Source organism: Clostridium sp. CF012 (assembly GCF_018861755.1).
Taxonomy (GTDB): Bacteria; Bacillota; Clostridia; order Clostridiales; family Clostridiaceae; genus Clostridium_AD.
Map to the genome: position 1 here is coordinate 93,711 of NZ_JAHLEF010000011.1, position 15,151 is coordinate 108,861.

General features: G+C 31.8%; 12 protein-coding genes. 8 read left to right on the forward strand and 4 right to left on the reverse strand.

Annotated features, from left to right (window positions below):
* Positions 1-142: 142 nt before the first annotated feature.
* The gene (locus KPL50_RS12290) at positions 143-922 is read right to left on the reverse strand and encodes a hypothetical protein (RefSeq protein WP_216298761.1); all 780 of its coding nucleotides are present in this window, start codon (positions 920-922) and stop codon (positions 143-145) included.
* A 361-nt stretch (positions 923-1,283) separates the two neighbouring features.
* Here KPL50_RS12290 and KPL50_RS12295 point away from each other — a divergent pair, with 361 nt between their 5' ends.
* Positions 1,284-2,141, forward strand: coding sequence for a DegV family protein (locus tag KPL50_RS12295; RefSeq protein WP_216298762.1), 858 nt, complete (start codon positions 1,284-1,286; stop codon positions 2,139-2,141).
* 56 nt (positions 2,142-2,197) lie between these two features.
* On the opposite strand, the gene KPL50_RS12300 is transcribed toward KPL50_RS12295, so the two are convergent.
* The gene (locus tag KPL50_RS12300; protein WP_216298763.1) at positions 2,198-3,091 is read right to left on the reverse strand and encodes an aromatic acid exporter family protein; all 894 of its coding nucleotides are present in this window, start codon (positions 3,089-3,091) and stop codon (positions 2,198-2,200) included.
* 465 nt (positions 3,092-3,556) lie between these two features.
* Here KPL50_RS12300 and carA point away from each other — a divergent pair, with 465 nt between their 5' ends.
* The 7 genes from carA (at position 3,557) to argH (ending at position 13,121) form a co-directional block, all read left to right on the forward strand.
* Entirely contained in the window at positions 3,557-4,603 is a 1,047-nt protein-coding gene (gene carA / locus KPL50_RS12305; RefSeq protein WP_216298764.1) for a glutamine-hydrolyzing carbamoyl-phosphate synthase small subunit, read from the forward strand.
* Between the two features lie 100 nt (positions 4,604-4,703).
* The gene (gene carB, locus KPL50_RS12310) at positions 4,704-7,910 is read left to right on the forward strand and encodes a carbamoyl-phosphate synthase large subunit (protein ID WP_216298766.1); all 3,207 of its coding nucleotides are present in this window, start codon (positions 4,704-4,706) and stop codon (positions 7,908-7,910) included.
* A 405-nt stretch (positions 7,911-8,315) separates the two neighbouring features.
* Positions 8,316-9,107: an ABC transporter substrate-binding protein gene (locus KPL50_RS12315; protein ID WP_216298768.1), complete on the forward strand. Its 792-nt coding sequence runs from the start codon at positions 8,316-8,318 to the stop codon at positions 9,105-9,107.
* A 14-nt stretch (positions 9,108-9,121) separates the two neighbouring features.
* A complete protein-coding gene (locus tag KPL50_RS12320) occupies positions 9,122-9,769 on the forward strand; it encodes an amino acid ABC transporter permease (RefSeq protein WP_216298770.1) in 648 nt (215 codons plus the stop codon).
* 15 nt (positions 9,770-9,784) lie between these two features.
* Positions 9,785-10,516, forward strand: coding sequence for an amino acid ABC transporter ATP-binding protein (locus tag KPL50_RS12325; RefSeq protein WP_290443233.1), 732 nt, complete (start codon positions 9,785-9,787; stop codon positions 10,514-10,516).
* Between the two features lie 47 nt (positions 10,517-10,563).
* Positions 10,564-11,766 (forward strand): argininosuccinate synthase, encoded by a 1,203-nt coding sequence (locus KPL50_RS12330; RefSeq protein WP_216298811.1) that lies wholly within the window; start codon positions 10,564-10,566, stop codon positions 11,764-11,766.
* A 41-nt stretch (positions 11,767-11,807) separates the two neighbouring features.
* Positions 11,808-13,121, forward strand: coding sequence for an argininosuccinate lyase (gene argH / locus KPL50_RS12335; protein ID WP_216298774.1), 1,314 nt, complete (start codon positions 11,808-11,810; stop codon positions 13,119-13,121).
* Positions 13,122-13,201: 80 nt separating this feature from the next.
* Here the strand turns inward: argH and KPL50_RS12340 are convergent, their stop codons facing one another.
* Both KPL50_RS12340 and KPL50_RS12345 read right to left on the reverse strand, forming a co-directional pair.
* Positions 13,202-14,062, reverse strand: a complete 861-nt coding sequence (locus KPL50_RS12340; protein ID WP_216298776.1) for a sugar nucleotide-binding protein — start codon at positions 14,060-14,062, stop codon at positions 13,202-13,204.
* A gap of 69 nt (positions 14,063-14,131) precedes the next feature.
* Positions 14,132-15,142, reverse strand: coding sequence for a patatin-like phospholipase family protein (locus KPL50_RS12345; RefSeq protein ID WP_216298778.1), 1,011 nt, complete (start codon positions 15,140-15,142; stop codon positions 14,132-14,134).
* Positions 15,143-15,151: the final 9 nt, after the last annotated feature.

The following is a 15,151-nucleotide window of genomic DNA, read 5'->3' on the forward strand; positions in this document are numbered from 1 at the left end:
TTTGAAATACAATCACATACATTTTACTAAAATTTTATAAAAATTTCCAGTAATAATAACAAATTTTTATAAAAATAAAAGGATAACCCTTAGGCTATCCATAGTTTCTTTAATATAGAAATTAATACTTTTCATTTTTAATTTATTTTCTAAGAAAAAAGCTGAATTTATCTTTTTCGTCAACTGAAATAGATATATTTCGTTTATGGAGTATATTACCATATTCTTGAATTTGACCATCACCTATATTGGCATAATCAGTCTTGCCCTCTTCTACCCAACCCATAAACACGTAAGCGTGGGAAGGGACACCAGGCTTTTTAGCCACATCTGTGGTGAAACATATATCTCCTTTTTCTAATTTAGTAAAGTCAGTATTTTTTTTGAAGCCCAATGAAGTTAAATCCGCCATCAACTGTTTAACAGTGGATGTTTCTTTCGGGATAGCAATTTCATTTGATCTTAAAATTTCTGATAAGAGATATACAGTTACTCCTGTTTTGCTCCCTTTGTTTAATAGGATTGCTTTTTCTAGGGTAGATGTTCTATTTGCTTCTACACCTAAATAGTCAAAAATTTTCTCTTGGGATGTAATAGGTTTAACGGTGCCAACAGTACTTTTTGTAACGTTTTTTTTGGCAACTATGTCTGTTTTAGGCTTCATGAAAGAGGTGTTCATTAATATAGAAAACACAATTATAGCGGCTATAACTATAAAAAGTCCTAAAACAATTAAATTGTTCTTTAATTCATTTTTGTCTGCGAGTTCATGCATTTCTTTTATGTACTTTTGACTTTCACCATGAGCTTTTAACTGAGTGGATTCACTAGATTTAGTTTTATGCGTTTCTAAATTGTCGGTTGAATATAAATTATTTATACTCTCACTAGTGTCTTTTTCCGGTCGTTTATCATTATCCATAATTTCCTGCTTTCAAATATAGGTAGATATATTATGATTTAACCTATATTGTTGCAGCACCTCCCTTTGATTATATATTGGTTATATTAAAGCTTAAATTTTAATAGTTATTTAAGAAGAAACAGTTCATAATTATTTGCATCTCCTGCTTTTTTCCTCTTTTATTATAACATATGACAAGGTATTTTAGTGCTGTTTGTAAGAGTTTAAAATAATTTAATATTTTGTGAAATATATTACAGTTATTGTGGTTATAAATTTATTATAATTGTTGATTTATCTTATTAATATCTTCTAGGGTATTGTTTAGCACAAGACTGTAGTATAATATATTTAACAATGAATAAGTGGGGGATGAACAATGACTGTAAAAATAGTAACTGATAGTACATCGTATATAAGTCAGGAGTTAACAATAAAATATGATATTTCTGTAGCTTCATTAAGTGTTATTTTTGAAAATGAGGAATTTAAAGAAATCCATATTAAAAATGAAACTTTTTACGAAAAACTTGATAAAAGCACAAGTATTCCCACTTCATCACAACCATCATTAGATGAAATGTACAACATCCTAGAAAAGCTCGTAAAAGATAATATTGAAGTTGTTGGAGTTTTCCTATCGTCAGAGATGAGTGGAACATATTCAAATGCATGCCTTGCAAAAAATATGATTCTAGAAAATTATCCAAATGCATTAATAGAGATTATAGATTCTAGATCTAATTGTATGCAACTTGGATTTGCAGCATTAATAGGGGCTATTGCAGCACAAGAGGGAAAATCAATAGATGAAGTGGTTTGTATAGTAAAAGACAATATAAAAAGAAGCAGATTTCTGTTTATACCTGATACTTTAGAGTATCTAAAAAAAGGTGGTAGAATAGGTGGTGCAAGTGCACTGCTGGGTACTATCTTTCAAATTAAACCTATTCTCACTGTAGTTGATGGGAAAACAGAATTGTTTAATAAGGTGCGGACTAAAAAACGTGCAATACAAACTATGATTGATAAGTTTAATGAAGATATAAGTTCACATGGTCTTGGCGAAGTAATGATCCATCACATAAATGATGTGGAGGGTGCACAGGCTTTTGCAAAAACAGTTGAAGAATGTATAGGTAAGAAAATAGACATAGCTCCAATTGGGCCTGTAATAGGAACTCATGTTGGACCTGGTGCGTTAGGTATTGTATATTATACAAAGACAGATTTATAATTCGTTAAGGAAAGCCGTACTGTGAATTCGCAGTACGGCTTTCCTTATTAGATAGCTCAATACTTTTCTGAGTATATTTCTCTTAAAGTCGTTAATGTTTCAAGTAAATGTTGAACATGGAAGTTAAATACTATATTTATATCGTTATTTATGTAAGATTTACTAAGTATACTTTTATGGAGCAGTTCGTTTATGTTAAAGAGATTACTTTCATTAAAATAGCAATTACAAGTCGAATTGGTGAATATCATAGAGTTTAGTATAACTAGGTGATTATAAGCAGTTTTTGAAGTATCTATAACACTATTAATTTTGTAAACATGTTGTTTTTCAGCGTTTTCACTCTGTATTTCACTTAAATATGAGTCTAGTGATTTTTCCAATTTGGATATTTGAAGATTTAAATTAGAAAGATTAATATCCCCATTGAAATCAAATATATCTTTAGAATATGTGAAAATATTAAGGATTAAAATTTTTCCGTCTTTATGTAAGTTATCTAAAAATTTAGGATGGAATATAAGATAGTTTACTAAAACTGATACAAATATACCTAGAAAAGTTTCTATAACTCTATTGAAACTATAAACTAGGGGGGTGCCTTCTTTAAGATTCGTCATTATTGCTAAAAAAACTACACAGGCAATGATAATAGAATTTTTTCTATTAAGAAGGTTCAATGAATAAATTACAAATACTATCCCAATGCTACTAAGGAATACATTGTTAGGACTTATAAGTGCGAAGGTTAATCCCCAAATTGCTCCTATAATAGTACCAATCATCCTATTTTTACCTGTAGTAAAAGAATTGTGAACAGTACTTTGCATTGTTATTACCGCAGCAATACATGCATAAAAGGGAAATGTACTATGAAAAGCCCTCAATATTATTATACATATAAAAACTGAAATTGCTGTTTTTATATTTCTCATTCCGATTCTTTGCATTCTGTTGCCTCCTGGTTATTCTTTGGGGTAGATATGTTATTGTTAATTATAAATAATGTTAGTGTCAACTACTATGTTATCAAATATGAATAAATTTGCAACTAAAAATTATATTTATGCATTGACAAATTACAAAATTTAAATTAAACTAAGAAGAAATTATAAACGATATAAAAAAAGAAGTACACTTTTAAGTTAGTCCTGTGAGGCTAGGAAGGAGTATAGATGATTATGCCATATTTTTTTTGCTTTGCCAATTTTGAATTTCATACTGTTAAATATAACACAGTTATTAGTATTCGCAATAAAACTGTAAATATGTTTTCTATTCCGTTAATAAATATTATCAATATATTAATAAGGATAACAAAAAGATTATTTGAATAATCTTTTTGTTATCCTTTATTTTTGTATAAGTATGTTTTGATATTTTAAAAAAATGATTTTGATGTAGGAGGTTTTAAGATGAAAGGCAAATTGATTTTAGAGAATGGAATAATATTTGAGGGTAATATATTTGGGTATTTAAAAGAAAGCGTAGGGGAAGTGGTTTTTAATACAGGTATGACTGGATATGAAGAGATTTTAACAGATCCATCCTATTATGGCCAAATAGTAACTATGACCTATCCGCTCATTGGCAATTACGGAATTAATTTAGAAGATGTAGAGTCGAAGGCGCCAAAGGTCAGGGGCTTTATTGTTAGGGAAAAATGCGATTACCCCAATAATTTTAGATGCGAAATGGATTTAGAAGGGTATTTTAAACAAAATAAAATAATAGGGCTAGAAGGCATTGATACAAGAGCATTGACAAAAATACTTAGAAATAAGGGAACTATGAAAGGTATTATTACTACGAAGGAATTATCACAAAGTGAAATAAAGCAAAAGCTCGCGGCGTCTAATAATAACGATGCTGTAATGAAGGTTACTACAAAAAAATGTTACACGATTGAAGGCGCGGGGCGACATGTAGCTATCATAGATTTTGGAATAAAAGAAAATATTCTACGCTGCTTTATGCAAAGAAATTGCAAATTAACAATATTTCCTGCGGTTACACCTGCAAACGAAATATTAAAGGTTAATCCAGATTTAATATTTTTATCAAATGGACCTGGAGACCCGGAAGATTTAAAAGGAGTAATTAAAGAGTTAAAAGAAATTATCGGTAAAAAACCTATAGTTGGGATATGCCTAGGTCATCAACTTTTAGCATTAGCCCTTGGAGGAAAAACTGAAAAACTTAAATTTGGTCATAGAGGGTGTAATCACCCTGTAAAAGATATAGAAGAAAATAAGGTTTATATTACATCACAAAACCATGGATATTATGTAAGCAAACTGCCGAAGAATATGGAAATTACTCATGTTAGTGTAAATGATGGCACTATAGAAGGTATGAAGCATAAGACTATGCCGATATTTTCTGTACAGTTCCATCCGGAAGCTAGTCCGGGACCTAAGGATATAGAAGCTATTTTTGACAAATTTCTTTCGACGATATAGCTTGGTAATGAAATTAGAAAGCATAAGCTATGGGGAGAAGTAGATGAAATTTGGGATGCACAAATAGATTAAATAAAAGATTACTTAGAGGAGGATTTATATGCCGTTAGATAAAAGCATTAAAAAAGTATTAGTGGTTGGATCGGGGCCAATAATAATTGGACAGGCTGCCGAATTTGATTATTCCGGAACACAAGCTTGCCAAGCATTAAAAGAGGAAGGTGTAGAAGTTGTACTTGTAAATAGTAATCCAGCAACAATAATGACAGATAAAGAAGTTGCAGACATTGTTTATATAGAACCGTTAACCATAGAATTTTTAGAAAAAATTATTGATAAGGAAAGACCAGATAGTTTACTTGCGGGTATGGGAGGGCAAACTGGCTTGAATTTAGCTGTGGAATTAGCTGATAATGGTATTTTAGATAAATATAATGTGAGAGTAATAGGAACCTCTATAGAAGCCATAAAAAAAGGTGAGGATAGAGAAATCTTTAGAAATCTTATGCAAGAGATTAATCAGCCAGTCGTGGAAAGTGCAATTGTTACAGACATGGAAGAAGGATTAATATTCGCGGGCCAAATAGGATATCCTGTAATTGTAAGACCTGCCTATACACTAGGTGGGAGTGGTGGAGGAATTGCTGAAAGCGAAGAGGAACTAACTGAGATATTAGAACTAGGATTGCAATTAAGCTCTATCGGACAGGTTCTTATAGAAAAGAGCATTAAGGGATGGAAAGAGATAGAATATGAGGTTATGAGGGATGGCAGAGGTAATTGTATTTGTGTATGTAGCATGGAAAATATAGATCCTGTAGGAATTCATACTGGAGATAGTATTGTTGTAGCGCCAAGCCAAACTCTTTCGGATAAAGAATACCAAATGCTTAGAAGCGCATCCATTGATATTATAAACAATGTAGGTATAGAAGGTGGATGCAATGTCCAACTTGCTCTCCATCCCAAAAGCTTTGAGTATGCAGTTATAGAAATAAACCCCAGGGTAAGTAGATCCTCTGCACTAGCCTCAAAGGCAACTGGCTATCCAATTGCAAAAGTAGCAGCGAAGATAGCGCTAGGATATGCACTAGACGAGATAAAAAATGCAGTCACACAAAAAACATATGCGTGTTTTGAACCTTCGCTAGATTATGTGGTAGTTAAAATTCCTAAGTGGCCTTTTGATAAGTTTCAGGGAGCGAATAGAGTTTTAGGTACAAAGATGATGGCTACAGGGGAGATAATGGCAATTGGAAGTAATTTTGAAGCAGCTCTATTGAAAGGAATCCGCTCTTTGGAGATTGGAAAGTATTCATTACAATATGAATCCCTATCACTAAAAAGTCTGCAAGAATTAAAGGAAAGAGTCATGGCGCCTGACGATGAGAGGATATTTTATTTAGCTGAAATGCTGAGACGTGATTATATGGTGGATAAGGTTTCAGAAATTACAGGCATGGATAAATTCTTTGTAAATAAAATTAAGTGGATAGTAAAAGAAGAGGAAAAAATAAAAAATTCCACCTTAGGAGATATGAACAAAGATTGGTTACAGTTATTAAAGAAAAAAGGATACTCTGATAAAGGGATCGCAGATTTATTAGGGGTTAAACCAAATGTAGTTTATGAACTGAGAACTATATGGAACATTAAACCTGTCTATAAAATGGTGGATACCTGTGGAGGCGAATTTGAAGCTTTGTCGCCTTATTATTACTCAACCTATGATGAATATGATGAGGTTGAGGTAAGTGATAGAAGGAAGGTTATGGTAATAGGTTCAGGGCCTATAAGAATAGGGCAGGGGATTGAGTTTGATTACGCATCTGTTCATAGTGTAATTGCACTTAGAAAGCTAGGAATTGAGACCATAATAGTAAATAATAACCCAGAAACAGTAAGTACTGATTTTAATATTTCAGATAAATTATATTTTGAACCATTAACAGAAGAAGAAGTGCTAAACATTGTTGAAAAAGAAAAACCGGATGGGGTTATACTTCAATTCGGAGGTCAAACTGCTATTAATCTTGCTGAATTTCTAAGAGAAAAAAATATACCTATTTATGGAACTAAGCCTGAGCAAATAGATGCAGCGGAGGATAGAGAAAAGTTCGATGCATTACTCGAAAGATTAGATATTAATAGACCAATGGGAAAAGCAGTTTGGAATTTAAAAGAAGGATTAAAAGAGGCTAAAATCATAGGTTATCCAGTTTTGGTTAGACCCTCCTATGTATTAGGCGGTCAGGGAATGGAAATAGCTTATGCAGAAGAGGAAATGGAACATTATTTAGTGAATGCCTTTGAAAAAGATAAGAAAAATCCTGTTTTAATAGATAGATACTTATTAGGTAGAGAGATAGAAGTTGATGCTATTTGTGACGGGAAGGAAATATTAATACCAGGTATTATGGAACATCTAGAGAGAGCAGGAGTTCACTCTGGAGATAGTATTACTATATATCCAAGTCAAAATATATCAGCGCATATAAAAGAAAAAATATTACAATACACTAAGAAAATAGCAATAGGACTAGAAGTAATAGGTATGATTAATATTCAATTTATAGAATTTAAAGATAAATTATATATAATAGAGGTTAATCCAAGAGCTAGCCGTACTGTTCCCTACATTAGCAAGGTTAGCAAAGTGCCGATAGTAGAGCTGGCAACAAGGGTTATGCTAGGAGAAAAACTAGCGGATTTGGGGTATGGTATTGGAGTTTATAAGGAGGCGAAATTAGTATCAGTTAAAGTTCCGGTATTCTCTACTCAAAAACTTCCAGAGGTTGAGGTGTGTCTCGGACCTGAAATGAGATCCACCGGAGAAGTGTTAGGAATAGGAAGAAATTTTGAAGAGGCATTATATAAAGGATTTATTTCGTCGGGAATGAAAATTAAAAAAGTTAAAGGCACTATATTGGCTACTATAAATCCCCAGGATTATGAAGAGTTTTTGTCTATAGCTAAGGCTTTTAATGAACTTAAGTATAAATTTATAGCAACAGAGGGAACAGCTAAGCTATTAAAAGACAATGGCATCCACGCCATAGAGGTTAAGAAAATCACTGAAGGAATCCCGAATATTGTAGATGTAATAAAGAGTAGAAAGGTTGATTTAGTAATAAATACCCCTACTAAGGGAAATGATTCTAAAACGGATGGCTTTAGGATTAGAAGAACCGCTATTGAGAATAACGTTTCAGTTATTACTTCATTAGATACTGCAAAGGCAATAGTAGAACTTATGAAGAAAAACATTATTAGTGAAAATTTAGAAGTGTTTAATATTGTAAATTAGTATAAAAAGTAATTATAAATAGAACACGTAATAGGTATTCTAACACCTGCTACGTGTTCTTTTTCTTAAGGCAATACCATAAAAGTAGATAATTTAGCGACTTGCTGTTCAAATTTTTATATTACCTTTAACTTTTTATAATAACTAAAAGTCAGTAAAATCAATTATCTTAGTGAGTTTTTATTGTTTTTATTGCATAATTATTATATAAATATGAATATATATTAAGAAAAAGTATTGCATTATTATATGAATCGGTATATAATAAATAAAAACAAGCGAGTTAAATCAATGGTAAAAGTAAAAAAATAAGTAAAAGAGAGAAAATGTGTAATATATTCATTATACATATACATGCATAAATATTCACATATTAATTATATTATTAATGGGGGAGTGGTACAAATGAAAAAATTCATGTCAATTGTATTAACAGTTACTATGGCAGGTTCATTACTTGTAGGATGCGGTCAAAAACAGGAAAAACTTAATTCACTACAAGCAGTTCAAAAGGCAGGTATCCTAACTATAGGAACAGATGATTCGTATCCGCCAATGGAATTTAGAGATTCCAAAAACAACTTAGTAGGGTTTGATGTAGATTTGGCAAATGAAATAGGGAAAAAATTAGGAGTAAAAATAGAGTATACTACTACAGATTTTAATGGAATACTTTTAGCTCTTAACTCATCAAGGTTTAATATTATACTTGCAGCTCTCAGTATTACGGATAAGAGAAAAGAAAGTATAGATTTCTCAGACAGTTATTTAATGGGGGGTCAAGTTATTGCTATAAAACAAGGGAATACATCAATAAAAAATTTGGAAGACTTAAAGGGTAAAATAGTAGCTTGTCAGCTAGGGTCTACAGGAGATGCTGCAGCTACCGCAATAAAGGGATTAAAAGAAATTAAAAAGTATGACAAAATTACAGAAGCCTTTCAAGAGTTATCATCTAAAAGAGTAGATGCAGTAGTTATGGATGCTCAAGTTGGTGGATATTATGTATCAAAAAAACCAGGCGAATTTGTGGTTTTAAAGGACAGAATCAGCGAAGAGCCTATAGGAATTGGATTTAATAAGGAAGATAAGGAATTAAAAGTAGCTGTGCAAAAGGCCCTTAATGAACTTAAATCAGATGGAACGCTATCGAAGCTTTCACAAAAATGGTTTGGATTTGACGCATATAAGAAATAACTAGGAGGACAACAATGGATATAAATATTTTAAAGGATATGTTTCCCGTGCTATTAAAAGGAAGTTTAATAACATTGGAACTCACTCTTATATCAGTAGTATTTGGAAGTCTAATAGGCATGGTTACAGCCATGTTAAAGCTTTCTAAAAATAAGTTAATGGGTACTTTAGCAGGGTTTTATACCTGGCTCTTTAGAGGAACGCCTATGCTGCTTCAATTATGGTTTTTCTATTTTGGATTGCCCTTTGTAGGTATTAAGTTTACAGCCTTTCAAGCAGCAATAATAGGACTTAGTTTAAATTCAGGGGCTTACATGGCAGAAATAATAAGAGGTGGAATACTTTCAGTAGATAAAGGGCAGTTTGAGGCTTGCAAGTCTCTCGGGTTCACTTACTTTGATACTATGAAAAGAGTAGTATTACCTCAAACCTTTAAAATAATAATTCCATCTGTAGGTAATGAGTTTATAACAATGCTTAAGGATACCTCACTAGTGGCTACAATAACTATGGTGGAGGTTATGAGGTCAGCGCAACTTTTATATGCCTCAAGCTTTAGACCACTAGAAGCTTTCTTTATAGCAGGATGTTTATATCTTTTTATGACAACAATTTTTACTACAGCATTTTCATACTATGAAAAAAGACTGTCAGTATATTAATAGAGGTGATATGGATTGTATATGATAGAGACTAAAAATTTAACTAAAAAATTCGGAAATTTAACAGTGTTTGAAGGTTTAAATGTGCAGGTTAAAAAAGGAGAAGTACTAGTTATAATAGGACCTTCTGGTTCGGGGAAAAGTACGTTTTTAAGATGTTTAAATCATCTTGAAGAGCCTGATGGGGGAGAGGTTTTTATTGAAGGCGAAAAGTTGGATGTAAAAAATAAAAAACATATGAGAAATACTATTGAAAAAGTAGGGATGGTATTCCAAAACTTTAATCTGTTTCATCATATGACCGTACTCCAAAACGTAATTGAGGCTCCAATTACTGTTAAGCGTGAAGCTCGCGAAGAAGTACTAAAAAGAGCCACTGGAATTATTGAAAAGGTGGGTCTTAGTGAAAAATTAGAGAATTATCCATCAAAATTATCAGGAGGACAAAAGCAAAGAGTAGCTATAGCAAGAGCCTTAGCTATGAACCCTGACATAATGCTATTTGATGAACCTACTTCATCCCTAGACCCAGAGCTCGTTGGAGAGGTTTTAGGAGTAATGAAGGATCTTGCGAAAGAGGGAATGACTATGGTGGTTGTAACCCATGAAATGGGATTTGCAAAGGAAGTAGCAGACAGAGTCATTTTCATGGATGGAGGAAAAATAGTAGAAGAGGGAACACCAGAACAATTTTTTACTGCTCCTAAAAAGCAGCGAACAAAAGAGTTCTTAAATAAAATACTTTAGATAAAATTAATACATAATCGAAAGGGGAAATAAAAATGGAAAAAATAATTAAAGAAAAAGTGGTTTTAGCGTATTCAGGAGGACTGGATACATCTATAATAATAGCTTGGCTTAAAGAAAACTACGATATGGATGTTATTGCAGCTTGCATTAATGTTGGTCAAGAAGATGATATGAAGGCAATTGAGAAAAAGGCTTTAAGCTCAGGAGCAGAAAAAATTTATATTGAGAATGTAACAGCGCAGTTCATAAAAGATTACGTATTTAAAGGAGTTAAAGCAAATGCTACATATGAAGGAAAGTATTTATTAGGTACAGCTTTTGCAAGACCATTGATAGCTAAAAAACTTGTAGAAATCGCTCATAAAGAAGGCGCAAAATATATATGCCACGGATGTACCGGTAAGGGAAATGATCAAGTTAGATTTGAAGTGGGCATAGCAGCTATAGATCCTTCAATAAAGATTATTGCTCCTTGGAGAATTTGGGATATAAAATCAAGAGAAGATGCTATAGATTATGCGAATGCTCGAGGTATAGAAACAGCGGTAACTAAAGAGAAAATATATTCGGTGGATCAGAATTTATGGCATGCAAGTCATGAAGGTGGAGATATTGAAGATTTTAAAAATGATCATAAAAGAGATATGTATCTTATGGTTACACCTCCAGAACAAGCTCCAGATGAGGCTACATTTGTAGAAGTATATTTTGAAAAGGGAATTGCGAAAAAAATAGATGGTATTGAATTAGAGCCAATAGATATAGTAACAGTATTAAATAAAATTGGTGGAGAAAATGGAATAGGTATCGTAGATTTAGTAGAAAATAGACTTGTGGGAATGAAATCAAGAGGAATATATGAAACTCCTGGTGGAACTGTTCTTTATGCAGCTCATAAAGAATTAGAAGAAATAACCATAGATAAAGATACACTACACTTTAAATATATAGTAGCACAGAAATATGGAGAGCTCGTTTATGATGGACTTTGGTTTACCACTATGAGAGAAGCACTTGATGCATTTATAGATAAGACTCAAGAAACTGTAACAGGTAGTGTTAAATTAAAACTTTACAAAGGAAATATCATGGTAGCAAGTAAAGAATCACCAAATGCCCTTTATGATGAAAGTATATCTTCCTTTGGTTCAAGCACACTATATGATCATAAAGATGCAGAAGGCTTTATAAACTTATTTTCATTGCCAAGCAAAATCAAAGCGTATAAACATTTAAATAATTATTAAGGAAAATTACAAAATTTATAGAAGGTTAGCAGGTGATATATATGAAACTTTGGGGTGGAAGATTTATTGAAAAAGAAAGCAGGCTTATGGAGGACTTTAATAGTTCTCTAAGCTTTGATAAAGAATTGTATTATGAAGATATAATGGGTAGTATTGCTCATGTTAAAATGCTTGCTGAATGTAGTATTTTAACACATGAAGAAAGCATAACTATAGTTGAGGGTCTAAACTCAATTCTCTCAGATATTGAAGCAGGTAAATTAAAAATTGAAGGTGATTATGAAGATATTCACAGTTTTATGGAAATACAACTTACAAAATTAATAGGGGACGTAGGTAAAAAGCTTCATACAGCAAGAAGTAGAAATGACCAGGTTGCAGTAGATATGAGATTATATTCAAAATATAAGGCAAAAGAGGTTATTGAAAATTTAAATAGCATTTTGTCTACTATAGAAAAAATAGGAAATGAAAATCCTGTTATAATGCCAGGATATACACATCTACAAAGAGCCCAACCGGTGACATTTAAACAACATATTATGGCATACTATAATATGCTGAGTCGTGACGTGAAAAGGCTTATAAACGCCATTGATATTATGGATGAAAATCCTCTTGGATGCTGCGCTCTAGCAGGCACCACTTATGATACGGATAGAGCTTATACAACGAGTGAACTTGGTTTTAAAAAACCTGTAGATAATTTTATGGATGGAGTAAGTGATAGAGATTATTTATTAGAACTTTTATCCAACTTTTCTATAATAATGATGCATCTTAGTAGACTAAGCGAAGAATTAATTTTGTGGAGTAGTAAAGAATTTAATTTTATTGAAATTAGCGATGAATTTTCTACAGGTAGTAGTATTATGCCACAGAAAAGAAATCCAGATGCAGCAGAGCTAATAAGAGGAAAAACTGGAAGAGTGTATGGAGATTTAATGAGCTTACTTACTACTATGAAAGGCATCCCACTGGCTTACAATAAAGATATGCAAGAAGATAAGGAGCCCTTCTTTGATGGAGCTGACACAGTTTTAAAATGCATAAAGATTATGAACGGAATGCTAAGTAGCCTTACAATTAAAAAGGATAATATGTATAATGCAGTTAAAACAGGTTTTTTAAATGCTACGGAGGCTGCAGATTACCTTGTAAATAAGGGAGTAGCTTTTAGAGACGCCCATGGAATTATTGGTGCTATAGTTCTACATTGTGAAAAAGAACATAAGACTATAGAAAACTTAACACTAGAAGAGTTGAAGGACTTTAGCGATTTATTTGCGCAAGATGTATATGAATTTATAGATTATGAGAATACCTTGAGTCGTGGCATAAAAAAAGAGATGTAGTAACAGCCTTAAGGTTTGCAAATAGATACCTTTAACTAAAAAACACGTAACAGGTGTCCCCCACCAGTTACGTGTTTTTTTTAGTAGTTAAAATCACTAAGACAATTTTTAATTCCACCTACAGTTTCAGGTAAATGAATACCATACTTTTTTAAGTTATTATTACTTATTCGAAGGTCTCTTGGATGGTCCTTATACCTATCAGTATCTTTTTCTAAATAGTTATCTACTTTATGATTTAAGTCAAGTCCTTTTAATATGAACAAAGCTATATCATAAGTGCTTAAATCATTTTCACTTCCAGTGTGATAAGTTCCATAGGGAATATCAAAAATTTTATGAAAGTTTTCTATTAAATCATAAACATAAGTCATTCCTCTAAATTCATTTACGGGCAATTTCATTCTCTTATCTTTTAAAACAGAGGATACAACATTCCATAAAATATTAGAGCTTACCCTGCAATTTTTTTCTGGAAATCCAAACATCCAAGTGAGTCTTAATATCCATAGTTCATCTATAATTCCTTTTAATTCATCTTCAGCTTGGAGTTTATGTTTTCCGTAAACTGTATTGGGAGTTGGAATGTGATTTTCATTATAGGGACCTGATTCGATGTTTCCATTAAAAATCTGTTCAGAACTTAAATATACTAATTTAGATTTTGTTAAACTACAGGCTTTAGCAATGTTAATTGAACCTTTAACATTTATTTTATAAGATAGATCTGGATTTTTTTCGCATAAACCTGTATCAGCAATTGCAGCAGTATGAAGTACATAATCAGGTTTAAAGTTTTGAATTATTTCTAAGCACTTACGCTCATCTGTTATATCTAAGTTGCTATGGGTTAATGGAAGTATCTCGTATTTATTTTTATAATAGGTATAGAACCTTGATGCAAAAAAACCATTAGCACCAGTTAATAATATTTTTTTCATTTATAGCACCTCATTTTTTCATTATAATATATAATATCATAAAATTTAAGGTGTTGTTAATAATTATCCTTATTTGTAAGAATTACTTCTAAGGAGCGAATGTTTTCTAAAATTGTTCTCCCAATCTTTAAGAAATTCTTTTGCGCAAAATTCACCAGAATCATATAAATCCATGATTTTTTTATTAGAAATATTAAAATCTGTGGTTTTAATATCGAGAGTATTAATTTTTACAGTTCGTAGATAATCCATCTCCCTTATATGAATATCATCCTGTGCTTCTAGCATAGTCTCAATAATTGAACTGGTGAAATTTAAGATATTTGTTATTTTATGTTCTCGTAAATCTTTGTTTCCGCCTAGTTTAAAACCGATGGTTGGCCAGCGAGGAATTCCATTTACATCAAAAATCCAAACAGGGTAATTGCTTAGAACCCCGCCATCAACAATTAGAAACTTTTTATTAGAATTTACATCATGTAAGTTTATAGGTTGAAAAAAATAGGGAATAGATATGCTCATTCTTACTGCCAAGCTCACTTGGAGTTCATCAGGGTTTATACCATAGTCAGCAATATCCTCTGGTAATATCAACATTTTTCCATTGCTGATATCTGTTGCTATTATATGGAGTTTGTATTTTCTTTTATACTTGTTATTATTTAAAAGGATGCCTTTTTCTTCTGGGATAATCAAATCACCGAAGGTTACTTTTTTTCCATTTTCGTGGTTGATTTTTTTTGAAAGAATTTCATCAAGCCAGTTTTTCAAATAATCGCCCTTATAAATCCCTTTTTTAAAAAGTAGATTGAATGTATTAGACAATATTGGGATATTAAAATTATTTTTATCAGCTATTTTTTTATAGTCTAGTTGTAGCATTAATTTTTTTATATCTTCAGTGCAGTAACCCACTGCAAGTAGCGAAGCTACAATAGATCCAGCAGAGGTTCCTGAAATATTTTTCCATTCATATCCATTATTTTCAAATGTTTTCAAGGCACCTACAAGACCAATTCCTTTTACTCCACCACCTTCAAATACCGCATCTGCATATTTTTTATTTTTATTAATATCCATATATAACAC

Bases quoted from the DNA above. Each gene is read 5' to 3' on its own strand.
- KPL50_RS12320 (WP_216298770.1), top strand. From the start codon at position 9,122: ATGGATATAAATATTTTAAAGGATATGTTTCCCGTGCTATTAAAAGGA.
- KPL50_RS12340 (WP_216298776.1), bottom strand. From the start codon at position 14,062: ATGAAAAAAATATTATTAACTGGTGCTAATGGTTTTTTTGCATCAAGG.
- KPL50_RS12315 (WP_216298768.1), top strand. From the start codon at position 8,316: ATGAAAAAATTCATGTCAATTGTATTAACAGTTACTATGGCAGGTTCA.
- argH (WP_216298774.1), top strand. From the start codon at position 11,808: ATGAAACTTTGGGGTGGAAGATTTATTGAAAAAGAAAGCAGGCTTATG.
- carB (WP_216298766.1), top strand. From the start codon at position 4,704: ATGCCGTTAGATAAAAGCATTAAAAAAGTATTAGTGGTTGGATCGGGG.
- KPL50_RS12290 (WP_216298761.1), bottom strand. From the start codon at position 922: ATGGATAATGATAAACGACCGGAAAAAGACACTAGTGAGAGTATAAAT.
- KPL50_RS12295 (WP_216298762.1), top strand. From the start codon at position 1,284: ATGACTGTAAAAATAGTAACTGATAGTACATCGTATATAAGTCAGGAG.
- carA (WP_216298764.1), top strand. From the start codon at position 3,557: ATGAAAGGCAAATTGATTTTAGAGAATGGAATAATATTTGAGGGTAAT.
- KPL50_RS12345 (WP_216298778.1), bottom strand. From the start codon at position 15,142: ATGGATATTAATAAAAATAAAAAATATGCAGATGCGGTATTTGAAGGT.
- KPL50_RS12300 (WP_216298763.1), bottom strand. From the start codon at position 3,091: ATGCAAAGAATCGGAATGAGAAATATAAAAACAGCAATTTCAGTTTTT.